Here is a 25,398-nt window from a genome sequence, read left to right as displayed (position 1 = left end):
GGGAACCCTTTTTTGCAAAAAAGGGTTCCCTCCCCCGGACCCCCTCCTTCCCCAAAAACTCTTAACGGGGTGTAAGTGGAAACAAAAAAATCAATTTACTTAACCTGACCGTGGGGCTGTTTCGGGTGCGACGGTCCGCCGTCGTACCCGAAACAGCCCCACAGCCAAGGGGTCCGGGGGGATTATCCCCCCGGCGGAGTGCAGGGGCAGCGCCCCTGATTCGCTTTCTCTTGCTCTCTCTACTCTCTCTACGACTCTACTACTGGCCAAGGCCGCGCAGGCGCAGGCCCACGAGGCGGATAAAGCCCGTGGCGTCGGCCTGGTTGTAGACTTCGTCTTTTTCAAAGGTGGCCAGCTTGGGATTGTACAGGCTGTTGGGCGATTTGCGGCCCAGCGGATAGGCCTGGCCCTTGTAGAGCTTGATCCGCACCGTGCCGGTGACGCGCTCCTGGGCCTGATCGATCATGGCTTGCAGGGCCTTTCGTTCCGGGGCGTACCAAAAACCATTGTAGACCATCTCGGCGTATTTGGGAATGAGCCCGTCGCGCAAGTGCATGACTTCGCGATCCAGGCAAATGCCTTCGAGATCGCGGTGGGCCACATGCAGGATGGTGCAGCCCGGGGTTTCGTAGATGCCGCGCGACTTCATGCCGACAAAGCGGTTTTCCACCATGTCGATGCGGCCGATGCCGTGCTTGCCGCCCAGTGTATTGAGCTTTTTAATCAGCGCAGCCGGGGACAGCTTCTCGCCGTCAAGGGCCACCGGATCGCCGTGCTCAAAGTCGATGGTGATCACATCAGCCACGTCCGGGGCTTTTTCCACGGGCACGGTGAGCAGGTAGGTGTCGGGGCTGGGCTCGTTCCAGGGATCTTCCAGTTCGCTGCCCTCAAAGCTTAAATGCATGAGGTTGCGATCCATGCTGTGGTCCGAGCCTTTCTTGTCCGAGGGCACGGGGATGCCGTTATCCTTGGCGAAATTGAGCAGATCGGTGCGCGAGGCAAAGTCCCATTCGCGCCAGGGGGCGATGGTGATCAAATCCGGGGCCAGGACGCCGGTGGTCAGTTCAAAACGCACCTGATCGTTGCCCTTGCCGGTGGCGCCGTGGGCCACAGCCTGGGCACCCTCGGCCCGGGCCACTTCCACCAGCCGCTTGGCGATAAGCGGCCGGGCGATGGAGGTGCCCAGCAGATAGCGGCCCTCGTAGACAGCCCCGGCCCGCAGCATGGGGAAGATGAAATCCTTGGCGAATTCCTCGCGCAGATCATCAATATAGGCCTTGCTCGCGCCGGTGCGCAGGGCCTTGTCTTCCAGACCGTCGAGCTCTTCTTCCTGGCCCAGGTCGCAGGTGACCGTGACCACTTCACAGGCATAGGTCTTTTTGATCCATTTGAGGATGACCGAGGTATCCAGGCCGCCGGAGTAGGCGAGAACGACTTTTTTAATGCTGCTCATGATGCGATTCCTTGTGGCTGGGCTATTTGCCCGTGGTGAATATCCATTCGAGGATGGCCTTTTGGACGTGCAGCCGGTTTTCGGCCTCGTCCCAGACGATGGAGGCCGGGCCTTCCATGACGGCGTCGGTGATTTCCTCGCCCCGGTGGGCCGGCAGGCAATGGAGCACCTTGGCCCCGGGCGCGGCCTTGGCCAAAAGCGCGTCGTTTATTTGATAGCCGGCGAAAATTTTCACCCGGGCGGCATGCTCGGCTTCCTGGCCCATGGAGGCCCAGACATCGGTATACAGATAATTGGCACCGGCGGCGGCTTCGGCCGGATCGGTCACAACCGTGACGTCGGCTCCCTGCTCCCGGGCCGTGGCCACCACGGCGGGGTCGGGCTGATAGCCTTTTGGCGCGGCGATAGCCACCTGTATGGGGAAGCGGGCGGCAGCGTTTATAAGCGAATGGGCAATGTTGTTGCCGTCGCCGATATAGGCCAGTTTGAGGCCGTCGAGGCGGCCGGAATGCTCGCGCATGGTGAGCAGATCGGCCATGATCTGGCAGGGATGGAAGGCGTCGGACAGGGCGTTGACCACCGGGATGGAGCCAAAGGCCGCCAGATCGCGCAGCTTGTCGTGGCCAAAGGTGCGAACGATCAGGCAATCGGCATAGCGCGACAGCACCCGGGCGGTGTCGCGGATGGGCTCGTCGCGGCCGAGCTGCGAATCGTTTTGGGTCATAAAGATGGGCCAGCCGCCGAGATGGCGCACGGCGACTTCAAAGGAGACGCGGGTGCGGGTGGAGGCTTTTTCGAAGATGAGGATGCAGGTTTTGCCATCAAGGAGTTTGCTGCGGTAGTTGGCAGCCTTCATGGCGGCGGCCCGGTCGAGGATGCGGCCGGCCTCTTCACGGGTGAAGTCCAAGATGGTAAGAAAATGTTGGGGCATGGCAGTATCCTTGCGGTGCGACTTCCCAGAATTGGTAAAAAAGGGAATGGTACTCTCCAAAGCGACCATTTGTAAAGGGTTGGCGAGCCCCTCCAGCCGTCTCCAGTCGGTTGCGCCAGGACCGCTTGGTCGGTGACGCAACGTGCTGGGGTGGTTGCCCATCCCGCCCGGTAATTGAAGGCGTTTGCGCGTTTCAGTCGTTTGCGCGTTGACCGGGCCTTTGGGCCGGTGCTAAGACAGGCAGAGTCAGTGATTTTTTTTGCGTCCCGCCAGACCCGTTGGGAACGAACCGGGGTGGCGCAACGGGACAAACATGCCGCAAACGGCTGGAGGATGGTCTATGAAAGCGATGCGAGGATTATGGCTGTTGCTCGGTTTGGCGGCGCTTTTCGCCGTCTCGGGATGTACTGTGGCTGCCGGCCCGATGGTCTATGTGCCGCCGCCGGCCTGCCCGGAAGGCTATTATTATGCGTCTGGCTACGGCTGCGTTCCGGCGGACGTCCCCATGGTTGTCCCCGGGGGCGGCGTTTTCGCGGTGGTCAACATCGACGGCCTGAGTCTGCGCTCGTGCGGTTCCACCAAGTGCGCCATCCTCGATTCGCTTGGTGCCGGCGAACAGGTGCAGGTGCTTGGCCAGGAAGGCAACTGGACCCATGTCTGGGCCTACACCCGCAGCCAGGAAGGCTGGGTGGCGACCAAATATCTGAATTAGGCCGCGTTCAAAAAAATGTTTCTGCCTTTTTGCGATTGAAAAGCATAAATTCAAAGTGTTGCTCTTTGGCGACCGATAACAGGCAGGACCGAACGCACCATCAGGCTGCCCCAGCCGGGACGCGCCGCCGGACTGATCGACCGCGCGTCCCGTTCTGGACAAAGCCGCAAGCCGCGTCTATACCTCAAGGGATGCGACATTTTGAGTCTTGTCCTCTGTACGGGCGCACCCTCTCCACATTGTCCCGAGTTCTCGGCGTTCTGGCTCTGTCTGTGGCAGTTGCCGGCGTCCTTTCCCTGCCGGCCACGTCCTGGGCCAAAAAGCCGCCCAAGAGCACCAACGCCGCCGTGGCGGCCCTGCCTGCAGCACCGCCGGCAGCCACGGCCGAGTCCCTGGCGGCGACGGCCCAGGTCGCCTGCACCCCGAAAAAAGTGCTCATCGTCGGCGATTCCTTTGCCGTCGGACTGGGCATGACCCTGGAGCAGTCCCTCAAACCGCGCGGACCAGTGGCCCTGGCCAGCCGGGGCAAGGTATCCAGCGGACTCAACACCCCGAAATTCTACGATTGGGAAAACGCCCTGACGGACTTCCTGACCACCGAAAAACCCGATGCCCTGGTCGTCATGCTGGGCGGCAACGATGCCAAAAACGGCAAAGGCACCCCGGAGTGGTCCAAGGATTTCCAGGCCAAGGCGGCCCGGTTCCTGTCCATCGCCGCAGGCCGCGGCGTCTCGATCATCTGGGTCGGCCTGCCGCCCATGCGGGATAAGACCTTCAGCCAAAAAGCCTGGACCGCCAATGAGGCCATGCGCGCTGCCTGCGTCACGGCCAAGGGCTGCCGCTTTATCGATTCCTGGGACCTGTTTGCCGACAAAGCCGGCAATTTCTCCGCCAAAAAGCCGCTCGGCGGCAAGGCGGTGTCTCTTCGCGGCAAGGACGGCGTTCATTTCAGCGCAGCCGGCTGCAAGCTGCTCACCGATCGCGTCGCCACGGGCCTGACCACAGCGCCCTAAAGCACCTGCACCGCGATCCCAACGCCCGGAAGTGCCGTTATCCCAATGAGCTGGAAAAAAGCCTGCCTCGTCTACCTGATAGCCCTGGTTGTCACCATGTTGATCAACATCGAAAAGGTGTCGGTCTGGGTGGATGACCGTCTGGCCGACGGCCCGGTCTCGGCCGGCGTGCGCCAAGTCCGCCGGGTGCGCAATCTCTGGCGCGAAACCGAGCTGGCCGCTTCCTGGCGGCAACTCGATTGTGCCATGGCCCCCTATTTCGACGAAACCTACAAAAACAATCTGGCCTGCCGCGAAGAGCCGGCCTCGCACGCCGCCGAGCAAGCTCTGCGCGAACGACTGGACCCCAACCAACCGTTGCTCAAGCCCGACGAGCCCGTCGACGCGGACAATCTGCTGGCCGTCCTGTCGCCTCCCCGCCCGTCCCTGGCCGACGAAGGCGAGGCCGCCAGCCCGCTTCCCGCCGTCCCGGCCGCCAAACCATCGCCGGCCAACGCCGATCTGGCTGGGCAATCCCTGACCCAGGGCAAGGCCCCGGCCCCACACAGGGTGCTCGTCGTTGGCGACTCTTTGGCCATCGGCCTGTCCCTGTCGCTTCGGCGCAGCGTAGCCGAACTCGACGGCGTGGAACTCATTGAGGAAGGCAAGGTCTCAAGCGGTCTGGCCAATCCCAAATACTACGACTGGGGCAAAGCGCTGCGTGTCTTTATCGACAAGTACAAACCCGATGTCGTGGTGATCATGATGGGGGCCAACGACGCCAAATATATTAACGTCAACGAAAAACCCCGGGCCCCCGGCAGCCCCAACAAGACCTGGCCGGAAGTCTTTTCCATGCGCGTGGAAGATTTCCTTTCCGTGCTGCAGGAAAAAAATATCCGCAATTATTGGATCGGCCTGCCCATCATGGGCGATGCGCCCTATGCCAAGCAGGTCCAGATCATGAACGACATTGTCATGGCCGAATGCGCCAAATACAAAAGCAGCCGCTACCTCGACACCTGGAGCCTTTTGGCCGACGACCAAGGCGGTTACGCAACCTTTTTGGCCAACGAAAAAGGGGTTAAAATCAAGGTCCGGGCCAACGACAAGGTCCACTTCACCGTGGCCGGCGGCGACATTCTGGCCCAGTCATTCCTGACGGCCCTGACCCGGGACGTTGAAATCGTGCCCAAAAAACAAGCCGGGGCCGCAGCTGCCAGCCCTGCGGCGCATCCATGACACGGCCCCTGCTTCCCGCAACGCGACCTGCCGGGGAGGACTCTGCCGCTCCCTGTCAGCGGCCGGTCGGAGTTCGATGACCGCGCCTGCGCCGCCGCGAGGCGGCCACATCGCCCGGGTTGCCGCCATGCCCCGGGCCAAGCGCCCGGGGCATGGGCTTGTCCTGGCGCTGCTTATCGTTCTGCTGTGCCTGTGCGGTGCGGCCTGCAGCCAGGATGACCCGCAAAAAACCCCGTCTGCGACACCGACCGCGCCTCAAACGGCGGCCACACCGGGCAAGCGTCCTGCCGCTTCTGCGGCGGCGGCGACCCGGCGCATCCTGGTCGTTGGGGATTCGCTGTCCATCAGTCTTGGCGAACAACTGGAGCATGCCCTGGCCGGTGCCCCCGGGGTCGATTTCACCCGGGACGGAACCCGATCCACCGGATTGAGCCGACCGGAGTTGCTGGACTGGCCGGCCCGGCTGCGGGAACTGACGGCCCAAACGCCGCCTGACGTGGCTGTTATCATGCTCGGGGCCAACGACGCCATGCCGCTGACTGCCGCGGACGGCAGCCGCACGTATTTTGAAAACCCTGCCTGGGTCGAGGCGTATGCGGCCAAGGCCCGCGAGTTGGTGGACATCTGCAAACAGGCCAACCCGGCCGCCGCCATTTTCTGGGTGGGCGTCCCGTCCATGGGCGAGCCTACGCTTGGGGCCGGTGTCAAACAGATAAACGCCGCCCTGGCCGCCATGTGCGCGGCCACCGGCTGCCGTTTCATCAGCACCGAGGCTGCCTTCTCCGACTCGGAGGGCCGCTTCACCCGCCATGCCCGGGACGCCGCCACCAGCGAAACCGTGCCCATCCGCACCGCCGACGGCGTGCATCTGACCGATTCCGGGTCCAGGCTCCTGGCCGGCGTCGTACTGCAGTCTTTGACCGGCCGGGAACTGTTGCCGCCCACTGCCGGCACCAACGAACTGCTGGCCCAGGCCCGGGATCTGCGCGCCGTGGCGGATGAGCCACGCCAGCCCCCCAAAGAGCCTCCTGCCAAAGCCAAACCGCGCGCCAGCCACAAAACCTATACCATACGCAACGGCGATACCCTCCTGACCATCGCCAAACGCCTGGGCCTTGATCCTGACGACATCGCCGCCGTCAATCCCGGAGTAGATTCCAGACGCCTGAGCATCGGCCAGACCCTGCGCCTGCCGGTCAAGCGCTGAGCCGAACTTTTCCCATCAAAGGGGTACGGGGGTATCCCCCCGGCCGCCGGAGGCATCTTTTATTCCTCTCCGTATTTTTTGAGTTTTTTGTGCAAGGTCGCGCGGGTGATGCCGAGCACCCGGGCCGCTTCGCTCTTGTTGCCATCGGTGTCGCGAAGGGTGGCCAGGATCACTTCGCGCTCGACGTCGTCCAGGGCCATGCCGGCCAGACCGGCCAGATCGGGCTGGCCGGCCGCGCCAGTCCCGGCAGCGGGCTGGCCGTGGCTGCGCCGCTCGACATCGCGCAGTTCCCACAGGGGCAGTTCGCGCTCGCCGACATATTCGCCAACGGATAAAATGACCGCCCGCTCCACCGCGTTTTCCAGCTCGCGCACATTGCCCGGCCAGGGACAGCGCAGCAGATGATCCATGGCCGCCGGGGTGAAGCCCTTGATGCGTTTGCGATTTTTCTCGGCAAACCGGGCCAGGAAATGCTGGGCCAAAAGCGGAATGTCCTGCAGGCGCTCGCGCAAGGGCGGCACGGTCAAGGTGACCACGTTCAAGCGATAATACAGGTCTTCGCGAAACCGACCGGCCTCGACTTCCTTTTTCAGATCGCGGTTGGTGGCGGCCAGGATGCGCACGTCAACGCCCACCGGCCGGTCGCCGCCAACCCGCTGAATTTCGCGTTCCTGGATGACGCGCAGGAGCTTGGCCTGGATGGCCGGGGCGATCTCGCCAATCTCGTCGAGAAAAATCGAGCCTTTGTTGGCGGCCATAAACCGCCCTTCCCGACGGCGCTCGGCCCCGGTGAAGGCTCCTTTTTCGTGACCGAAAAGCTCTGATTCAAGGAGTGTTTCCGAAAGAGCGGCGCAATTAACGGCCACCAGCGGCCCCCCGGCCCTTGGGCTGCCGGCATGCAGGGCCTTGGCCACCAGTTCCTTTCCCGTGCCCGATTCGCCGGCGACAAGCACCGTGGCTTCAGTGGGGGCCACCATGGCGATCATGGAAAACAGTTCGCGCATGGCCGAACTCTTGCCGATAATCTCCGGGCCGCCGGCCCCCGGGCCAAGCTTTTGGCGCAGGCTGGCGTTTTCCCGGGCCAGCCGCACATGGTCCAAGGCGCGTTCCAGGGTGAGCCGCAGCACGTCCAGGTCCAGCGGCTTGGTCAGGTAGTCGTAGGCCCCGGATTTGAGCGCCGAGACAGCCACTTCCACCGACGAATAGGCGGTCATGATCAGCACCGGCACGGCCGGATTGTATTCCTTGATCCGGGCCAGGGCTTCCATACCGCCCATGCCGGCCATGCGCACGTCCAAAAGGACTGCATCAAAGGGCTTTTCCCGGACCATGGCCACGGCCTCGGCCCCCTCGCCGGCCCCGGCCACGGCGTAGCCCCAGCCCGAAAGGACCGTGCGCAACATGGACAGATGCCCGGCATCATCGTCAACTACGAGAACGTTCGCCAGCATCGTCTTCCTCCGCGTCGTTTGTATCGCCAACCCCGTCCATGGGCAGCACGACCATGGCCGACGTGCCGCCCTGGGGCCGGACGGTGAGCCGGATTTCCCCGCCATGGGCGGCCACGATTTTGTGGGCAATGGGCAAGCCAAGGCCCGTGCCCCGGGATTTGGTGGTGTAATAGGGATCGAACAAACGGTCGCGCTCGGCCGGGTCAATACCAACCCCGGTGTCCGTCACTTCCAAAAAGGCCCGGCCGTCGGGGACCAGCCCCACCCGCAGCCCCATGACCCCACCCGCTTCCATGGCCTGAACGGCGTTTAAGCACAGATTGAGCACAGCCTGGGCCATCCGGTCGGGATCGGCCAGCACCTCGGGATCGTCGTCGGCCTTATCCAGCTCGATGGACACGCCGCTGGCCAGGGCGTCGGGCCGGATCAAGCGGGCGGCGTGGCCGGCCAGATCGGACAGGCGCACCGGCCGACGCTCAAGGTCGGAGGGTCGGGCGAATTCGATCAGTTCCGAAATAACGCGGTTGAGCCGATCCACCTCGCGCACCATGATTTCGGCCGCCTGCCGGTCATCGCTGCCCGGGGCAAACTTGCCGCCAAAATAGGCGGCGTAGCCCCGGATGGAACTGAGGGGATTGCGGATTTCATGGGCGACGCCAGCGGCCAGATTGCCGACTGCCGCCAGCTTTTCCCGGCGGCGCACCTCGGCTTCCAGGCGACGCACCTCGCGCAGATCGCGCAGCACGACCAACGAGCCAACCGGCGTCCCCTCATCGGTTCGCACCGCCGACACCGACACGCCGAGCGCCACCACCGGCCCGCCGGCCAGGGAAACGTCCATCTCGCGCTCGCCGGGCAACGGATCGGCAAGCACCTGCGGCGGCAAGACCGCAGCGGCGTCCCGCCCGATGAGCCCGCCCGGAACAACGCCGGCCAGGGTCTCGGCCGGGCCGTTAGCCATGGCCACCCGGCCATCCGGGCCGATAAGCACAAGCCCGGCCGGCATGGCCGCCACCACTTCCGAGGCCAGGGCCGTGGTCTGGCGCAGGGCTTTGCGCTGGGCGCGGTAGCTCTGAGCCCAGAAAAGGCCCAGCACGCCGCCAAGGCCCAAAATAAGCACCACCACGGCGGTGGTCAGCATATTGTGCAGATCGGCCCGGCGGGCGGCCTCGATGGGGGCGACGTCCAGGCCCACGAAAATATCCAGGGGCACCCCGCGCAGGGGCCGCAGCGCCCCCTTGGTGTCGCAGTCTTCGGTACACAAAAAATCCCGGCTCTCAACCGGCGGATGGATGCGCCACCCATGGGGACCGCGCCCCAGGGCCGAGGGCACAAAGCGCCGGTAGACCAGAAACGAGCGCCGGCCGTCCGGTTCCTCCAGGGCCAGCCGCCATTTCTCAAAACCTTCCGGGGCCAGATCGGCCATGCCCTCGGGCGTAAAAAGTGTTTTCCCAATGCGCGAAGCATCGCTGTGGGCCAGGATGCGGCCGTTTTCGTCGGTGACGGCGATATAGAAGATGCCGGGCTGATTGGCGGTTTCTTCAAGCAGATGCTGCAACCGTATATCCGCACCAAAACCGCCGCGCATGCCGGTGCGGGCACCAGCCTCGAAAGCTTTAATGAGCGCTGCCCCTTTTTCCAGCAAAAGCTGCGTCATATATTGCTTTTCCCGGCCAAGGTCGATGACGGCCATAACCGTCACCACGGCAGCCAGGATACCGGCCGCGCCGAGCACCAGCAACGGGGATGACCCGCCGCGAAAGGACCAGCGCTTGCTTTCATGCAGCATGTGTTTCGCCTGTTGCCGCCTGCCGGGCGGCCTGTGGATAAAAAAGAAGCACAGTGGTTATTTTCTATACGCCAACACCAGCGCAGTGTCTCTAAAATAGACAGTCAGGAGAAGGCCGGCCACCGCCAGCCCGTGTCTCGCCCAAACGTTTGCACGGCCCGTTCCAAGCAATCGGCCCGGCCTGGGCGTTGGCTGTTTTTTTGGCACAGGCGTTGCTAAGGCCAGTCAATTCATACTGGGTTAGTAAACTTTATTGACGCCCGGTCCGGCCTCGTAGGTTGGGTGTCTCTGATAGTCGTCAACCCCGGGCGAGTAAGCTTTATGGACGCCCAGGCCGGCCCTGGCGGCTTGCCCTCGTGTTGCGTTGGGTCACTGCCGGTATGCTGTGCCAAGCAGCAACACCTTTTATTTATGATCGTTGTGAACGCCACCCGAGGCCGCTTCCCGAATCGCAGCCCCAAAACCAAAGGAACACCCATGTCCGTCAAAATTCCTGACCGCCTGCTGCTGGCCGCTGTTGCCTGTCTGGCCCTGGCTGCCCTGCTGGCTGGTGCCCAGCCCAGCCATGCCCTGCTCGGCCTTTTCTCCAGCACCGCCAGCCTGACCCCGTCCGATGGCGCGGTCAGCCTGCCGCTGGCCGATTTAAGCGATGGCAAAGCCCATTTTTATGCCGTGGCTGCTGGCGGCAAGGAAGTCCGATTTTTTGCCGTCAAGACCGCTGATGGCAAGGTGCGCACTGCCCTTGACGCCTGCGACGTGTGCTATCCGGAAAAAAAGGGCTACCGCCAGGAAGGCGATTTCATGCTCTGCACCAACTGCGGCCGCCGTTTCCATTTGACCATGGTGGGGGAGGTGCGCGGCGGCTGTAACCCTTCGCCCTTGGCCTCGGAAGTCGTTGGCGAATCCGTACGCATAAAGCTCGCCGACATCGCTGCCGGTGCCGCCTATTTCTAAGCCATAAAGGCACCCGCGCCCGAGCGTCGATGGCCCTGCGGGGTGGTGCAAACACCCCCTCCGTTTCGGCCACGGGCGCAACCGAAGGCAGCGATCGCCCTAATCCCTGCGAGGTCTTGTGAATATCCTGACCATTCCCCTGCGCAATCTGCGCCGCAAACTGCCCCGCACCCTGCTTATGGTGGCTGTGTTTTCCATCGGCGTGGCCTCGGTGACGGCGCTTATTGATCTGTCCAAGGCCGTGGGCGAAAGCCTGGAAGCCAAGCTTTCCGCCTACGGGGCCAACATCCTGGTCAGTCCCAAGACCGAGACGCTGTCGGTGGGCTACGGTGGAATGGCCCTGGGCGACGTGTCCGTGGACATCAAATACCTTAAGGAAGACGAAACGCTGGCCGCCATCAAGGGCATTCATCACAAGGATCGGCTGAGCGCCGTGGCCCCGAAATTCGTGGTGCTCACCCGGGTGGCCGAGGTGCCGGTGGGCGTGGTCGGTGTGGATTTTGACCAGGAGCGCCAGATCAAAAGCCACTGGCACGCCGCGAAAGGGAGCCTGCCCGGTGACCCGTCGGCCATCGTGGCCGGTTTTGACGCTGCGGCGCGCCTGGGACTCGCCCCCGGGAGCACCGTTGCCGTGGAGGGTCGGGAGTTCACCGTTTCCGGGGTGCTCGGGTCCACCGGCTCTGAAGACGACCGGCTGCTGTTTGCCGATCTGCACGCTTTGCAGGCCGCCGCCGGCAAGGAAAATCGCGTCCATTTCGTGGAGGTGGCGGCGCTGTGCTCCGGCTGTCCTATTGAGGAGATAACGGCCCAGCTCACCGCCGGCCTGCCCGATACGGACGTCAAGGCCATGCAGCAGGTGGTCAAAAGCCGCATGATGACGGTTGATTTCGTCAAGCATCTGGCCTTGGCCGTCTCTGGGGTCATTCTCTTAACGGCCTGCGTCATGATCGGCCTGTCGGTCTTTTCCTCGGTCAATGAGCGCAAAAACGAGATCGGGCTGTTGCGCGCCTTGGGCTTTTCCAAGGTGGCGGTCTTTTTCCTCATGAACCTCGAAGCTCTGGTCCTTGGCGCGGCCTCGGCCGTGGTCGGCTATTGTGCCGGGTTTGCGGCCAGCGGCCGGCTCATGGCCCTTTTGAACCTGGGCGATCAAGCGGCCCCGGCCTTTGATCCGGTCCAATTCGGGCTCACCTTTGTCGCCGTGGCCGTCCTTTCCAGTCTGGCCTCCCTGCCGCCGGCTTTGGCAGCCGCGCGCATCGAGCCGTCCCAGGCCCTGGTCATGCTGTAACCCCGGGAGTTTTTGCCATGCTCGTCGCAGACAACATCGTTAAAGCCTATGCCACAGACGCCGGCAACGCCCCGGCCCTTCGCGGGGTGTCGCTTCGCATTGCGGCTGGGGAATTCGTATGCATCATGGGCCGGTCGGGGTCGGGCAAATCCACCCTGCTCAACATCCTCTCCAGCCTGCTCTCCCCGGATGCCGGGCAGGTGCGCTACCAGGGCCGCGATCTGGCCGGGCTGTCGGCCCGGGAACGCGACAGGCTTCGGGCCACGGATTTTTCCATGGTCTTTCAGATGCACCATCTGCTCCCGTATCTGACCGCCTTTGAAAACGTGCTGACCCCGTTTCTGTCCAGCCTGCGGCCGGTCTCGGCAGAAAAACGCCGCAAGGCCCTGGACTGTCTGGCCCGGGTCGGGCTGGCCGAAAAAGCGGATCGCCTCCCCGGCCGGCTCTCCGGCGGCGAACAGCAGCGGGTGGCCATCGCCCGGGCCCTGGTCACGCAACCCCGGGTGATCTTTGCCGACGAACCCACCGGCAGCCTCGATGGAGACACCGGGCGCCACATCATGCAGATTCTTGCGGGGCTCAACGCCGATGGCATGAGCGTGGTCATGGTCAGCCACGAACCCGGCTATGCCGCCATGGCCGGACGGGTGGTGGAAATCGCCGATGGTCTGGTCAAAGCCGGCGCGTAAGCCGACGTAGCAGGCCGCGCCGCAACCGAACCGTTTGACAAATCCCGAAGTGCGCCCTTAGGTATGGGCGGTTCCACAGCAAATCAGCGCCAGGACCGCAGTTAAGGGAGTCACCGCATGCGCAATATCAAACTTGGGGTCAAACTGGTCGGGGGTTTTCTCATCACCGCCGGCATCACCCTTATCGTCGGCCTGGTCGGCCTGTCGGGCCTGTCCGTCGTGACCGATCGCCTCAACACGGTTTCAGACGTCAATCTGCCCGCCGTGCGGGATCTGCAGCATATCAAGATAGCCGGGGAATCCGTGCGGGTGGCCCAGCGCTCCCTGCTCATTCCCGGGCTTGAACCCAAGGACCGGCAGCGCCAGTTCGACAACGTCGCCAGCTTGCGCGAAAGTTATCGCAAGTCCTGGGACGAATACGAAAAACTGCCAAAATCACCGGAAGCGGAGCGTTTGTGGCGCGAATTCGGACCCACCTGGCAGGAGTGGGTCAAGATCAACAACGGCATCTTTGAACTGGCCCGCCAATGGGACAAGTCCGGCATTGACGATCCCAGCGCCCTTCGCCACAAGATCGAACAATTCCGGGGCGATCATTACAAACTGCTCAGCGATGCCTACGCCCTGGCCCTGGCCGGCACACCCCTGGTCGGCGGCGACAGCTCCACCCAGTGCAATTTCGGCAAATGGCTCGATGCCGGGGGGCACAGCCTTGCCAATCCGGTCTTTAAAAAGGCCCTTGAGGAACTGCGGCCGGTCCACGAAAAGCTCCACCGGGGCGTGCTGCGGCTCAAGGAATTGGCCGGGAAAAAAGCGCCCCGGGAAGAACTGCTCGCCGTTCTCAACGCGGAGATCCACGTTCCCGTGGAATTGACGGTCGCCCAGTTCAACCGCATGAACGACGAGGTGGCCCGCGTCGAGGCCATCTACGCCACGATGCGCCAAGAGGCCATGGTGACCGTGCGGGAGAAGCAGGTGCGTTGTTTTGAAATCCTCGACAAGCTTATGGCCGTTTCCGGGGCCGAAGCCGAGGCTTCCCAGGCGGACGGCGAACAGGCCGCCGCCCGGGCCAGAATTTTTTCCCTCAGCGGCATCGGAGTCGGCGTAGCCCTGGCGTTGCTGCTCGGCGTCGTTATTTCCCGCATGATCACCCGGCCCATCCTTATTGGCGTGCGCGCCGCCGAAGGCCTGGCTTCCGGCGACCTCAACCAGACCATCGACATCGACCAGAAGGACGAAGTGGGCGATCTGGCCGCTGCCCTGCGTCATATGGTCCAGAAGTTGCGCGAAGTCGTCGGGCAGGTCCAGGGCGGCGCGGAAAACGTGGCTTCCGGTTCCGAGGAACTCTCGGCCACCACCCAGAGCCTTTCCCAGGGGGCCACAGAGCAGGCGGCCAGCGTTGAGGAAATCTCATCGTCCATGGAGGAAATGGCGGCCAACATCCGCCAGAATGCCGACAACTCCAGGCAAACCGAGCAGATAGCCTTAAAGACTGCCGAAGATGCCCAGAGCGGCGGCGCGGCCGTGGCCCAGACCGTGACGGCCATGAAGCAGATTGCCGCCAAAATCGGCATCATCGAGGAAATTGCCCGCCAGACCAACCTGTTGGCGCTTAATGCCGCCATCGAGGCAGCCCGGGCCGGTGAACACGGCAAAGGCTTTGCAGTGGTTGCCGCCGAAGTCCGCAAACTGGCCGAGCGCAGCGGCAACGCTGCCGGTGAAATCAGCCATCTGTCCTCCTCCAGCGTTGCCATCGCGGAAAAGGCCGGCGAATTGCTGGCCCGCATCGTGCCCGACATCCAGCGCACGGCGGAACTCATCCAGGAAATAACCGCCTCCAGCGTGGAGCAGAATTCCGGTGCCGAGCAGGTCAACCGGGCCATCCAGCAGCTTGACCAGGTGGTGCAGCAAAACGCCTCGGCCTCCGAGGAAATGGCCTCCACCGCCGAAGAACTCTCAAGCCAGGCGCTGCAACTCCAGGAAACCGTGTCCTACTTCCATCTCGACAGCCTGCCGCGCAGCAGTCAGGCCCGCCCCAAGGCACTCGCCGCCGGTTCCCGCCCCCAGGCGCGACCGTCTGCAGCGCACAAAGGCACCACCCGCCCGGCGGCGACGGACGAGGACGAGTTTACACGCTTCTAGGGCAGCGGTCCCCGCACCGGCCAGACCAAAAATTCCCTGGCGCTTTTAAAGCCCACGCCCACGGCTCCTTTATGGAGATACAGGGCGTGGGCCCAATTGGTTTCAAAGGCGCTGGTGGTCGAGGACCAGTAGGCCTCGCCCACGGCTGCAAACGGATGCCCGGCCGGCAGGGCCGGCCGGCTTTGTCCGGCATCGACCAAGGATTCCAGTTCGTTGATGTTGGGCAGCCGCCACCGGCCATGGCCCAGGCTGGCGCACACCGCCAGGGCCTGCTCCCAATGCGTGAGTCCGTTGGCCGCATCGGCCCGGGCGGCCCAGACAAGCCCGGTCAGCCTATCCAGGACACCGTCCCCTTGAAGCTCAAAACGCGGCGTTGGCCAGGGTCGGCCAGACCGTAGTTCCCCATCCTGGCCCGTGCCGGCGCAGGCGATCTCCCGGCCCTGGCCATCGAAGCAGCGCTCCTGGCCGGTGGCCGGCATGTCCGAAACACCGGCCACCGGCCAGATCAGACAATCCTGGTCCTTTTTGCCATAAAACATCCGCCCGCCTTCCAGGTAGACGTACCAGGCATAGGCCGCAGCCACGGCAGCGGTGGTGGAACTCCAGTACCAGCCGGTAAAAACGTTTTGAAAGGGATGTCCCGGCGGCAGGGCCGGACGCGCTGCGGCGTAGGAGATGAGGCTTCGCAGTTCCCGCCGGTTGGGCAGGCGCCAGTCGTAACGCCCGAAAAGGCCGTCCCGGGCAGAAGCCGCAACCAACTCCAGGGCCTCGCCCCAAGGGCGGGGGAAACCGGCCAGCCCGGCATCCCTGGGCCACAGCAGGCCCGTGGCCTGGTCCTTGACCAAGCCCGGCGCGGCCGCCTGAAAACGCCCCGGGCCATACGGGTCAGGGGGAGCAAAGGCGGCGTCCTGGCCGCTGCCCGGACACGGGACGGGCCGGCCGGCTGCGTCGAAGCAGGCGGTTTGCCCGGTCGGCAGTACCCCGGCTGCCACTGGCGGCGTCCCCAGCAGCGAATCTTCTCCCGGCCATCCCCGGATCGGGCCGCCCGCGGGTTGCCTGTGCATCCATCCCCCCGGCCTTTGTCTCGTGTCGCGTTCGGCAATTGCTGTTGCGGTCAGTTCCCGGGCTGCAGCATCGTTTCCACCAGCGAAGCGGCGTCCGCCACAAACTTGGTGCACACCGTTTGAAAACGCTGTTCCCGGCGGGCCTGCTCCAGCCCTTGCGGGGTCGAAGGATCAACGCCAAGAAGGTCGCGGCAGATGATCGTTCCATGCCGGTCAATAAACTGATCGTAGAATTCCTGGACCCGGGCATAGGTCGCCGTCTTGGCGGCGGCACCGCCCGGCCCGCCGCCGCCGCCGGCCAGCCCCAGCACCATGACCGCGCCCGTTACGGCCCCGCAGGCTCCCCCTCGGGCCATGCCCACGCCAAAACCCGTGGCCAGGCGAATGGCCGTCGGCGTATCCAGTCCCAGGCGTTGGGCAAAACTGGCCAGCACCGCCTGGGAGCAGTTACAGCCGTTGGCAAAATGTCCCGCGGCAATCGTTGCAGATTCCTGTTCCATGTTCGCCTCCTGGTCGTAACACCGGTCTCACGCCGGGTACTGCGCAGCGTGGGATCGCCATACATGACCTAAGGCCCTGCCGGCAACGCAAAGGGGCCACCCCGCCTGACACTGGAGTAAGAAAAAAAGAAAAACCGGCTGCCCAAGGCATCCGGTTGTACTGGCTGTGTATGCAGGCCGCCCTGCGGCGGCCAGCCCTCAGAGCGGTAAAACGGTAATATGATCGGCTTCGCTGTTGCGAAGCGTCAGGGTGAAGGCTTTGAGTCGCAAGGCCACCGGGTCGTGCAAGGGCGCGCGCCCGATGACGGCAATTTCCGTTCCGGGCACCAGTCCCATATCGCGGATACGCCGCCCAAGTTCGCCGCATGAGCCAACGGTTGCGATTCTGGCCCGCTGCCCGACCAGCAACTGGCGCAAGCCAATGGGTTTTGAGACATCCTGTTCCATGACTCGTCCTCCCTCGCCGGCTCCAAAACGGGCTGCCGGCAGATCAGGCCGCTACACAAGCGCCCTGTTCCAACCGCCCGAGCACCTTTTGCGCCAAGCCGTTGCCCAGGGTGATGGAACAGCCCCTGGCCCGCAAACAGACCGGGCCGCCGCAGCAGGAGGTGATCTCCACCACCGTGCCCGGAGTGATGCCCATGGCGCACAGCCGCCCCCGGGCTCTGGGGCAATCGCACAACGACTCGACGCGCACACGGCTGCCGGGAGGAAATGTGGAAAGCGAACCAAGCGGGGACATGCCATTCTCCTTGTCTGCCACAGTAACTAACGACATTGAGAATGATTGTCAAGCTCTCAATCAACAAACAGCCCCAGGTTGCTCCGGCCTTGGCCGGCCACGGCACAGAGCGAGGCTCTGCGTTTCATGCCCCAAACGGTCAGCCCCGGCCGGTGCGCTTGAGCAAAAGCGTTAAAACAAGGGAAACGCCGGCCAAAAGCGCGGCCAAAAAACCGGCCCGGGCGAACTGGCCGGAAAAAACAGCGTTGTAGATTTCCAGGGACACGGTGTTGGTGCGCCCGACAATGTCGCCGCCAAGGAGCAGACTCACCCCCACTTCACCCAGCGCCCGGCCCGTGGCCAAAAACATGCCGGCGGCCACACTTTTGCGGCAATGGGGCAACACCACCCGGACAAAGGTGGTGGGTGCGGATTTACCCAATACCGACGACAGTTCAATAAGCCGCAGCAGATCGCCCCGCACCGCCGCTTGCACCGGCCGCACCATGAGCGGCAAGCCGGCCACCACCGCCGCAATGACCAGTCCCGGGAAACCAAAGATGAGCTCAACACCCAGCGTTTCCCGCAGCACGCCCCCGATGGGCGCGTTGCGGCCAAGAAGCAGCAGCAGAAAAAAACCCACGGCCATGGGCGGCAACACCAGCGGCAAGGAGACGGCCACGTCCACCAGGGCCACAAAGCGCCCCCGCCCCCGGCCCAGGAGATAGCCCAGCGGCACGCCCAGCACGAAAAAAAGCGGCACGGCCAAAGCCATGACCCGCAGGGTCAGGCCAATGGAAAAAGCCACCTCGGCACTACCGGCTGCGGTCCAAAACGTCTCGGGCATCACATGGTTCCCGGTTGCGGCCCTGGGGCGCAACAAACCGCCCCAGGGCCGGTTGCGGCCCACCGGACGGGCCGCAACCGGCAGCAGCTGCGCTGCATTACAGGCCGTGCCGCAGCTTTATACCCTGGGCCTCGGGCGTGCCCAAAAAGGCGAGAAAGGCCTTGGCCGCTTCAGGGTTTTTCGCCCCTGAAACGGGTGCCGCCACAATCTCGATGGGACTGTAGAGGGAGGGGTCGATCTCCAAAAATCCGCCAATGGAATCCCCGGCACCGAGCGCGTCGGTGCGGTTGACGAAGCCGGCGTCCACTTCGCCGCTTTGCACATAGGTCGTGACCTGGGGCACGGTGGCCACGGCAAGCAGCTTTGCGGCCACGGCCTGGGCCAGCCCGGCCCGCTCCAGATATTGGGAGGCGGCCTTGCCATAGATCGCCTTGGCCGGATCGGGCATGGCCAGCCGGGTCACTTCGGGCTTGGCGATGTCGGCCGGCGCGGCCAGGGGTTTCCCCTTGGGCCAGGCCACCACCAGCACCCCCCGGCCCAGGGTCGTGGCTCCGGCAACGGACACTCCGGCGCTTTCCAGGAAGGATTTCTCGCCGACAATGAGGTCAATGGCGCCGCTGCCCTTCACCTGGGTCGTCAGTTGGCCCATGTTGCCAAAAATCAATTCCGTTTTGATGCCGCTTTTGGCTTCAAAGGCCGCTGCCAGCTCTGTCACGGGTTTTTTATACCCCGCCCCGGCGGCCAGGGTCAGCGGTTCGGCCAGGGCCGGCACGGCCAGGGACAGGGCCAGCAGACACATTCCCACGATACGACGCATAGATGCTCCTTCTGATTGTTTCGCGGTTCCCCGCTTTTCATGGTGCAGTGGTCGCGAATCCGACATCTGGCCCACACTTTCAGATGTGTCCGAGTCCGACCGTTGCCAAGTCGCCGCAGCTGGCAGGCGACCAGCTTGCTCCTGTCGCACCTCAGGAGGACTGCCGGGGACGGGTCGATTCCCTATTCCCTGACCATGGTCCTGCCCCGCAAAGGTTCGGGACCGCCTCAATGATGCCCCGCCTGGCCAGCAGCACCTGCTGCTCGCGCAGATGGAGGTCGAGCTGCGCCTCAAACCAGTCCGGGTCCAGGCGGCCGTTATTAACGGCCACAATGGTGTCGCCAAGACGGGCCGCTTCGGCCAGATCGTGGGTGACGTGGATGATGGGGATGGCAAAGAGTTCGCGCACCCGCAGCAGTTCGCCGCAAAGGGCCAAACGGGTGGCGGCGTCCAGGGCGGAAAAAGGCTCGTCGAGCAAGAGCGCCCGGGGACGCCGAGCCAGGGCTTGGCACAGGGCTCCCCGCTGGCGCTCGCCGCCGGACATGGTCGCCGGATAGGCGTCGGCCAGATGGCTGATGCCGAAAAGCCCGAGCAGTTCTGTCACCAGGGCGGGATCGGCAGCGGCATAGGCCACATTGCGGGCCAGGGTCAGGTGGGGAAACAGCGAGGCGTCCTGAAAAACCAGCCCGATCCCGCGCCGCCGGACCGGGACGGCAATGCCCCGGTCCGTATCGCACCACACCGTCTCCCCCAGAGCCACCCGTCCCTGGTGCGGTGTGTCGAGCCCGGCGATAAGGCGCAGCAGCGTCGTCTTCCCCGATCCAGACGGCCCGGTGAGCACCAGTATTTTCCCGGCCGGACAGACGATATCCGCTTCCAAGGTGAAGTGTGGCAGTCGCCGGACCAGACAGGCCGTCAGCATCAGTCCGTTCCGCCCAGCGTCGCAGCGATGGCGGCCAGCACCCGGGCCAGTTCCACCGGAGCCGTCAACTGGGGGCAGTGGCCAGAGTCGATGGCGTGCATGGCAAAGCCAAGCCCTTCGGCCCGGGCGGCGTTGGCGGCCAGCATGGGATTGGGGTTGGCGGTGCAGCGCACGTAATGGCGGTGTTGCGGGAACTCGGTCTCCCCGGGCGCAGTCGCGTCGGTAAAGGCGGCCAGCGGAAACGGGAACAGCCGGGAGAGAAACCACTGCGCCCGCTCATCCCCGGCGACACCAAACATGGGCGCATCCCAGGGGTTGACCAGCCAGCCGTCGCGGATCCGGGCCGCCAGCATGGCCTGGAAGGGCGCACCGGCCATCTCGGCAAAACTGCGGCCCGGCAGCGGCAACAGCGCGTCCACGTAGACCGTGGCGGCCAGTCTGGGCGCAAGTTCGGCCATGGCAGCGGCGCAGATCAGCCCGGAATAGCTGTGGGCCACCAAAATGGCTTCTTCGAGATCTTCCAGGGCAAAAAAAGAGGTGACATCGCGCCGAAAGGCTTCAAGTCCAAGTCCCGGCCCCATGATGGCATGGGCATGGTGGCCGCAGCCGGACAGCGTTGGAGCCAGGGCGGTGTGCCCCAGGGCGGCCAGGGTCCGGGCGGTGTCCTTCCAGACCCAGCCGCCCTGAAACGCTCCGTGGATGCAAACGAACGTGGCCATACTACCTCCTTGGCGTTCCTGCGGCGACAGGCTGCGAAGCTTGCAGCGGGAACGACACGGGCACTTTACAACAACTCGCAAAGGAATCCAGCCTCATGAATTTAATACTACCCGTGATAGTGAAACAGCCAACGCATGTCGCTCTCACGTAGAATATAAATTTCGTGACACCCTCTTTTCTGTCCAAACATTAAAAACTAACACGTCAGCAGTATTATTCGTGACACAGGTCTCTTATGCTTTACAACACACAGGTGCCACGCTACAGCGTTTAACCATGAGCACAGCAGAAGAAAATATCTTCGAACTGGTCAACCGATTGGATGCGCCGACCCTGCGCCGCCTCTACGAGCACGCCGCCACCACCCTGGCCCGAAAGGATGTGGGTGAGGGAGCACGTCGCCAGTCCCACACCACAGCCTGTCAAGCGGCGCTTTTTACAGTGCCAACGGGTATCCGCTACCTGGACGACGAAGAACTGACCCGCCTGACCCAGGCTTTTATCTCCTGGCGCGATACCGGCCGCACCCCGTCCATCCGACGAGCCAGGGAACGCATGCGTCTGGTCTATGTCATGCTGCGCTTAAGCGGTGCCAAACTCGGCGAGGTGTTGGCCGTCAACGAGCGCACCGACATCGACATGGCCCGGGGTACGATCAGTTTTCCCGGATCGCGTAGCGAGGACGGACCGCGCAAAGTGGTTATGCCGCGTGATTTTCTCAATGATGTCGAGCGATTTATCAGCAGTCCGCTGAACCGGTCCCTGCGAGGGGAATTGTTTAGCCTTGATCCCGGATTCGTACGGCGAAAACTCTACGAACAAGCCAGACGCGCCGGTCTGCCGCCGGGCCGGGTCAGTCCCACGACGCTGCGCCATTCCCGGGCCGTTGAACTCCTGCGCAGCGGCGTCCCCCTGCCTGTGGTCCAGATGCTTCTCGGCCATTCCAGCGTCGTCCTGACTTCCATCTATTGCTCATTTTCCGACAAGGACTGCCAGCGCATCATAAGCCGCTGCGTCGCCAAGGAGAGCCGCATGAAAACCAGCGCCCGCAACACCTTTTTCGGCACCGTTTCCAGCGTACGCAAGAGTCCGCTGTTCACCGAAATATCCCTGACGACCTCGACCAGCCAGGAAGTGGTTTCGGTCATCACCAACGAAAGTTTCGAGCGGCTCGGCCTGTCCGAATCCGATCCCATCACCGCCTTGGTCAAAGCCCCCTGGGTGTTGGTGGCCAAGGACGAATTTCGGGCCAAGACCAGCGCCCGCAACTGTTTTCCCGGCCGGGTGACCGGAATTCGTGGCGATGGCGTGGCGGTGGAGCTTATGGGCGAACTTTTGGACGGCACACCCATGTGCGCGCTGATCACAGCCGAATCCGTGGAGAGTCTGGATCTTAAGGAAGGCGACCCGGTCTGGTTTTTCTTTAAGGCCTTTAGCGTCATCATCAACATTCCGTAAAACGCATTGCTGCGGGGGCCTCGCGGCCCCCGTCCTCCCGCGCCTCCGTGTGTACGGTCCCGCACCACGGTCGTTTGCGCCGCACTGTCCAACTGACGCAGCGGCTCAGGCAGCGACACCCGGACGGCAGCAATTGCCGAAAACGGTACGGCCAGCCTGCACCGCAGGCCTTTGACCAAATCAGAAAATCGATTATCCTCAAAAAATGTACGCTGCCCGGCCCAACAGGCCACCGCAGCCGGCTCTGCCGCCCCCGACACTTCGCCTGAAGCCCTGGAATATTTCGCTGTCGGGCAAAAGGCTGCCGCACGGCACTGCCGCCCCACCGCTTCGCCAGGTGCTTGGCGCCAGGAGATTCGCGATGCGCTTACATCTGACCGCCGTCCTCATCCTTGTTGCTTTCCTTGCCGGTTATCCCCGTCCCCTTCCAGCCGGGACGCTGGTCAGCGCCGCCTGTTCCTGCGGCTACTCCCGCCCGTCGCTGCCCCTTTTCGGCGGCTTTGCGAATTTTAAAACCGTGTGCCTGTTTCCAGGCTTGTGCCAGGCGACCGGGCAACTGGTCCTTTTTAACGTCCTTGATCCCATGGCGCGCCCCCGCGACTGTCCCCACGGGGACATCACGTCGTATGCCGACCCAGCCCTTGCGCCACAGGGTCCGGGGGAAACCGTGGCTTCCTGGAACATCGCCCAAAAAAACATGACCCTCACCCTTACGGATGGCGGCTATTACTGCCCGCAATGCAAACGCAAAACCTTGCATTTCACCCATTCCGGCCTGTGGGATTAGTGAAACGCGCCGGTTTGAAGGGATTTTTCTGATTCTGTCGTTGCATTACACCGCAACAGACACCACCAACCAACGCCGCCGGCAGAGTCGCCGCATGTTGGCCGCCCTGGTCTGGCCGGCTCCGGCTGAAGCCCGCCTGGGAAAAGGGCTCAAGCCCCGGCACTGCACCTGCCAGGGCGCACAAAAAAAGGCGGCTCCTTGGGGAGCCGCCTGGAATGGCCAAATCGCCATACGCGTTGCGTCCGCTCATTGCCGGCTTGGCCAGCAATAAACCAACACTTTTAATTTATGCTCTTTATTCACAAAAAATAGAACTCTTTTTTGTGAATGCCTCACTAGTTGCCAAGCAGCGTGGCGTTGGAGGGATGCTCCCCGAACCAGCGCACATTGCCGGAATCAATGTCGTAGAGCGCGCCAACCACCTTGATCTTGCCGTCGGCGGCCATCTTTTTGAGCAGCGGGCTCTTGGTGTACATATCGTCAATGGCCTGCCACATGTTGGCTTCGATGGAGCGGCTGATCAGTTCGTCCATGTCTGCCGAGACAAAGCGCTTTTTCACGCCAGCCACCGCCGGCACGATGGGGGCCACGAGCTTGCCGATGTTTTCCGTGACATGCTCGTTTTTGACCACCGCCGTGACCGCGCCGCACTTGGTATGGGCCAGGACCACGACCAACGGCACGCCCAGATGCTCGGCCCCGTATTCGATGGTGCCGATTTCGTCGGTATTGGCCACGTTGCCGGCCACGCGCACCACAAAGACGTCGCCCACGCCCTGGTCGAAAACGACTTCGACCGGAACCCGGGAATCGGCGCACGAAAGGACCGTGGCAAAAGGATGCTGCCCGCCGGTCGCCGTTTCATGCCGCCGGGCGGCGTCCTGACGCGGCCCCACCGCTGCCCCGCCGATGTAGCGGGTATTGCCTTCCTTGAGGCGGCCAAGCGCTTCGTCGGCACCAATGCCGGCACCACCGGAAAAGGCCATGGCCGCCGTCGCCATGGAAATCGTTACCGCCGCCACTGCCATCGCCATCAAATACCGTTTCATCGAGAACCCTCCCTGCCTGGGTGTCTTAAGGATATTTCCTTACGCTACCGCACAGGGGCGGTCCTGGTCAAAAACAATCCGCCCGCCCCCTTTACGGTGCCCGGGAGAGCCGGTTAAGAGCAACAATCCTGTAACGATGCCCGGCACCGTGGGCATCGGTGGAGCATCCCATGCTTGAGCTTGTGGTTTTTGGCTGCGGCGCGGCGGTCATGGTCCTGGAAATCGTTGGCGCGCGTATTCTGGCCCCGTTTCTCGGCACGTCCATCGTGGTCTGGACCGGGCTTATCGGCGTGGTCATGGCCGCGTTGGCCCTGGGCTACTGGCAGGGCGGGCGCCTTGCCGACCGCAGGCCTTCGACCCGGACCCTGTCGGTGGTCATTTTGCTGGCCGCCCTGTTTACAGCCGCCACGGCCGTGACCAAGGCCCTGCTGCTGGATTTTCTCATGGGCCAGGGCCTTGGGCCGCGTCTGGGCGTCATTGCCGCCACACTGCTCCTGTTTGCCCCGGCGGCCGGCTTGCTCGGCATGGTGGCTCCATTCGCCGTGCGCCTGGCCCTTGGCGATGCGGCAACCGTCGGAGCCACGGCCGGACGCCTCTACGCCCTTTCCACCCTGGGCAGCATCGTCGGCACCTTTGCCGCCGGGTTCGTGCTGGTGGCCGCCCTGGGTTCCACCACCATCCTGCTGGTCACGGCGGTCTTTCTGGTTGCCGTCTCGCTGCTCGCCAGCCGGGCCGACGCCAGGGCCAAGGCCGCAGCCGTGGCGGTTATCGCCCTTGGCGGCCTGTGGCTGACGGCCCAAAACGCCCTGCTTACCGAGGCCGGCATCCACGACGTGGACACGGCCTATGGCCGGGTGCTGGTCTATGAGGGCTTAAACCCGGAAACGGCCCGGCCCATCCGGGTCATGACCACCGGCCCCTCGCGCTTCCAGTCTGCCATGTACCCCGACGCCCCGGACGAACTGGCCCTTGATTACACCCGATTTTTTACCCTGGGCCTGGAGATGGCCCCGGCTGCTCCCCGGGTGCTGCTCCTTGGCGGCGGGGCCTACAGTTTTCCCCGCCATGTCCTGGCCGCGCGGCCCCAGGCCGCCGTCACGGTGGTGGAACTCGACCCCGGCGTGACCGAACTGGCCCGGGAGCATTTCGGCCTTATGCCCCACCCGGGCCTGACCATCGTCCACGAGGACGCCCGTATGGTCATCAACCGCGACGGCGGCCCCTTCGATCTGATCTACCTCGACGCCTTCGGCACGGACTACGCCCCGCCCTTTCATCTGGTCACCAGGGAAGCGGCCAAGCGGTTGCAACATCTCCTCACACCGCAGGGCACGGTCATCGTCAATGCCATCGGGACGCTGGAAGGCGACGGTGCACGGTTTATCCGGTCCCTGGCCGCCACCTTTGCCGCCGTCTTTGACGACGTGGCCCTGTATCCGCTGGACAGCGCCGGTTCGCCGCAGGCCGCCCGCAATATCATGCTGCTGGCCAGAAACCACCCCGGTCCCCTGCCTTTGGGCAGCGACCCGGAGAAACGGCGATTTCTGGAGAAACGGCTGGAAGCGTCGGCCGTGGCCGGCGGGATGGTGCTCACCGACGACCATGCGCCGGTGGAATGGCTGTGCGCCCTGCTGTTTGCAAAAGGCTGACGCCGCAGGACTGCGTC

The 25,398-nt window shown here is 63.7% G+C and carries 24 protein-coding genes; 11 read left to right on the top strand and 13 right to left on the bottom strand.

Annotation, left to right across the window (positions count from 1 at the left end; all coding sequences use genetic code 11):
* Window positions 1–259: 259 nt before the first annotated feature.
* Window positions 260–1,453 (bottom strand): argininosuccinate synthase, encoded by a 1,194-nt coding sequence (locus GTA51_RS12295; RefSeq protein ID WP_160961480.1) that lies wholly within the window; start codon window positions 1,451–1,453, stop codon window positions 260–262.
* Between the two features lie 22 nt (window positions 1,454–1,475).
* Window positions 1,476–2,384 carry an ornithine carbamoyltransferase gene (gene argF, locus GTA51_RS12290; protein ID WP_160961479.1) on the bottom strand — a complete coding sequence of 303 codons (909 nt, stop codon included), beginning with the start codon at window positions 2,382–2,384 and terminating at the stop codon, window positions 1,476–1,478.
* A gap of 340 nt (window positions 2,385–2,724) precedes the next feature.
* On the opposite strand from argF, the gene GTA51_RS12285 reads away from it, so the two are divergent.
* From GTA51_RS12285 to GTA51_RS12270, 4 genes are all read left to right on the top strand, one after another.
* Window positions 2,725–3,096, top strand: coding sequence for an SH3 domain-containing protein (locus GTA51_RS12285; protein ID WP_160961477.1), 372 nt, complete (start codon window positions 2,725–2,727; stop codon window positions 3,094–3,096).
* 272 nt (window positions 3,097–3,368) lie between these two features.
* Window positions 3,369–4,109, top strand: a complete 741-nt coding sequence (locus GTA51_RS12280; RefSeq protein WP_343039512.1) for an SGNH/GDSL hydrolase family protein — start codon at window positions 3,369–3,371, stop codon at window positions 4,107–4,109.
* A gap of 45 nt (window positions 4,110–4,154) precedes the next feature.
* Window positions 4,155–5,330, top strand: a complete 1,176-nt coding sequence (locus tag GTA51_RS12275) for an SGNH/GDSL hydrolase family protein (RefSeq protein WP_160961475.1) — start codon at window positions 4,155–4,157, stop codon at window positions 5,328–5,330.
* A gap of 76 nt (window positions 5,331–5,406) precedes the next feature.
* Entirely contained in the window at window positions 5,407–6,537 is a 1,131-nt protein-coding gene (locus GTA51_RS12270) for a DUF459 domain-containing protein (RefSeq protein WP_160961473.1), read from the top strand.
* Between the two features lie 59 nt (window positions 6,538–6,596).
* Here GTA51_RS12270 and GTA51_RS12265 read toward each other — a convergent pair whose 3' ends face one another.
* Together GTA51_RS12265 and GTA51_RS12260 are read right to left on the bottom strand one after the other, a co-directional pair.
* Complete coding sequence (locus GTA51_RS12265; protein WP_160961471.1) at window positions 6,597–7,988, bottom strand: sigma-54-dependent transcriptional regulator; 1,392 nt, start codon at window positions 7,986–7,988, stop codon at window positions 6,597–6,599.
* Complete coding sequence (locus GTA51_RS12260) at window positions 7,963–9,777, bottom strand: ATP-binding protein (protein WP_160961469.1); 1,815 nt, start codon at window positions 9,775–9,777, stop codon at window positions 7,963–7,965. The genes GTA51_RS12265 and GTA51_RS12260 overlap by 26 nt, the downstream gene beginning before the upstream one ends.
* 477 nt (window positions 9,778–10,254) lie before the next feature.
* Here GTA51_RS12260 and GTA51_RS12255 point away from each other — a divergent pair, with 477 nt between their 5' ends.
* The 4 genes from GTA51_RS12255 to GTA51_RS12240 all read left to right on the top strand — a co-directional run bounded on the left by GTA51_RS12255 (window position 10,255) and on the right by GTA51_RS12240 (window position 14,847).
* On the top strand, window positions 10,255–10,731 hold the full coding sequence (locus GTA51_RS12255; RefSeq protein WP_160961468.1) for a DUF2318 domain-containing protein: 477 nt from the start codon (window positions 10,255–10,257) through the stop codon (window positions 10,729–10,731).
* A gap of 118 nt (window positions 10,732–10,849) precedes the next feature.
* On the top strand, window positions 10,850–12,016 hold the full coding sequence (locus GTA51_RS12250) for an FtsX-like permease family protein (RefSeq protein WP_160961466.1): 1,167 nt from the start codon (window positions 10,850–10,852) through the stop codon (window positions 12,014–12,016).
* A 17-nt stretch (window positions 12,017–12,033) separates the two neighbouring features.
* Window positions 12,034–12,705 carry an ABC transporter ATP-binding protein gene (locus GTA51_RS12245; protein ID WP_160961464.1) on the top strand — a complete coding sequence of 224 codons (672 nt, stop codon included), beginning with the start codon at window positions 12,034–12,036 and terminating at the stop codon, window positions 12,703–12,705.
* 117 nt (window positions 12,706–12,822) lie between these two features.
* Window positions 12,823–14,847: a methyl-accepting chemotaxis protein gene (locus tag GTA51_RS12240; protein WP_160961463.1), complete on the top strand. Its 2,025-nt coding sequence runs from the start codon at window positions 12,823–12,825 to the stop codon at window positions 14,845–14,847.
* Here GTA51_RS12240 and GTA51_RS12235 read toward each other — a convergent pair.
* The 8 genes from GTA51_RS12235 to GTA51_RS12200 form a co-directional block, all read right to left on the bottom strand.
* A complete protein-coding gene (locus GTA51_RS12235) occupies window positions 14,844–15,839 on the bottom strand; it encodes an Lcl C-terminal domain-containing protein (RefSeq protein WP_343039511.1) in 996 nt (331 codons plus the stop codon). The two genes, GTA51_RS12240 and GTA51_RS12235, sit on opposite strands and share 4 nt — an antisense overlap.
* A gap of 122 nt (window positions 15,840–15,961) precedes the next feature.
* Window positions 15,962–16,411, bottom strand: a complete 450-nt coding sequence (locus GTA51_RS12230) for a C-GCAxxG-C-C family protein (protein ID WP_160961459.1) — start codon at window positions 16,409–16,411, stop codon at window positions 15,962–15,964.
* Between the two features lie 198 nt (window positions 16,412–16,609).
* Window positions 16,610–16,858 carry a FeoA family protein gene (locus GTA51_RS12225; protein WP_160961457.1) on the bottom strand — a complete coding sequence of 83 codons (249 nt, stop codon included), beginning with the start codon at window positions 16,856–16,858 and terminating at the stop codon, window positions 16,610–16,612.
* A 43-nt stretch (window positions 16,859–16,901) separates the two neighbouring features.
* Complete coding sequence (locus GTA51_RS12220) at window positions 16,902–17,153, bottom strand: FeoA family protein (protein ID WP_160961456.1); 252 nt, start codon at window positions 17,151–17,153, stop codon at window positions 16,902–16,904.
* A gap of 139 nt (window positions 17,154–17,292) precedes the next feature.
* The gene (locus tag GTA51_RS12215) at window positions 17,293–17,979 is read right to left on the bottom strand and encodes a molybdate ABC transporter permease subunit (protein WP_160961454.1); all 687 of its coding nucleotides are present in this window, start codon (window positions 17,977–17,979) and stop codon (window positions 17,293–17,295) included.
* Window positions 17,980–18,076: 97 nt separating this feature from the next.
* Window positions 18,077–18,796 (bottom strand): molybdate ABC transporter substrate-binding protein, encoded by a 720-nt coding sequence (gene modA / locus GTA51_RS12210; protein WP_160961452.1) that lies wholly within the window; start codon window positions 18,794–18,796, stop codon window positions 18,077–18,079.
* Between the two features lie 151 nt (window positions 18,797–18,947).
* Window positions 18,948–19,718 carry an ATP-binding cassette domain-containing protein gene (locus GTA51_RS12205; RefSeq protein ID WP_160961451.1) on the bottom strand — a complete coding sequence of 257 codons (771 nt, stop codon included), beginning with the start codon at window positions 19,716–19,718 and terminating at the stop codon, window positions 18,948–18,950.
* Window positions 19,718–20,437 carry an alpha/beta fold hydrolase gene (locus GTA51_RS12200; RefSeq protein ID WP_160961449.1) on the bottom strand — a complete coding sequence of 240 codons (720 nt, stop codon included), beginning with the start codon at window positions 20,435–20,437 and terminating at the stop codon, window positions 19,718–19,720. The genes GTA51_RS12205 and GTA51_RS12200 overlap by 1 nt, the downstream gene beginning before the upstream one ends.
* A gap of 277 nt (window positions 20,438–20,714) precedes the next feature.
* Here GTA51_RS12200 and GTA51_RS12195 point away from each other — a divergent pair, with 277 nt between their 5' ends.
* Together GTA51_RS12195 and GTA51_RS12190 are read left to right on the top strand one after the other, a co-directional pair.
* Window positions 20,715–21,896, top strand: coding sequence for a TOBE domain-containing protein (locus GTA51_RS12195; RefSeq protein WP_160961447.1), 1,182 nt, complete (start codon window positions 20,715–20,717; stop codon window positions 21,894–21,896).
* 361 nt (window positions 21,897–22,257) lie between these two features.
* Window positions 22,258–22,683 carry a hypothetical protein gene (locus tag GTA51_RS12190; RefSeq protein ID WP_160961446.1) on the top strand — a complete coding sequence of 142 codons (426 nt, stop codon included), beginning with the start codon at window positions 22,258–22,260 and terminating at the stop codon, window positions 22,681–22,683.
* Between the two features lie 335 nt (window positions 22,684–23,018).
* Here GTA51_RS12190 and GTA51_RS12185 read toward each other — a convergent pair whose 3' ends face one another.
* A complete protein-coding gene (locus GTA51_RS12185) occupies window positions 23,019–23,732 on the bottom strand; it encodes a carbonic anhydrase (RefSeq protein WP_160961444.1) in 714 nt (237 codons plus the stop codon).
* Between the two features lie 170 nt (window positions 23,733–23,902).
* Between GTA51_RS12185 and GTA51_RS12180 the strand changes: the two genes are divergently transcribed.
* Complete coding sequence (locus GTA51_RS12180) at window positions 23,903–25,381, top strand: fused MFS/spermidine synthase (protein ID WP_160961443.1); 1,479 nt, start codon at window positions 23,903–23,905, stop codon at window positions 25,379–25,381.
* The last annotated feature ends 17 nt before the right edge of the window (window positions 25,382–25,398 follow it).

Source organism: Solidesulfovibrio aerotolerans (assembly GCF_009856865.1).
GTDB lineage: Bacteria > Desulfobacterota > Desulfovibrionia > Desulfovibrionales > Desulfovibrionaceae > Solidesulfovibrio > Solidesulfovibrio aerotolerans.
Note: the sequence above shows the minus strand (reverse complement) of the source record. Positions and strands in the feature narration are given on the sequence as shown.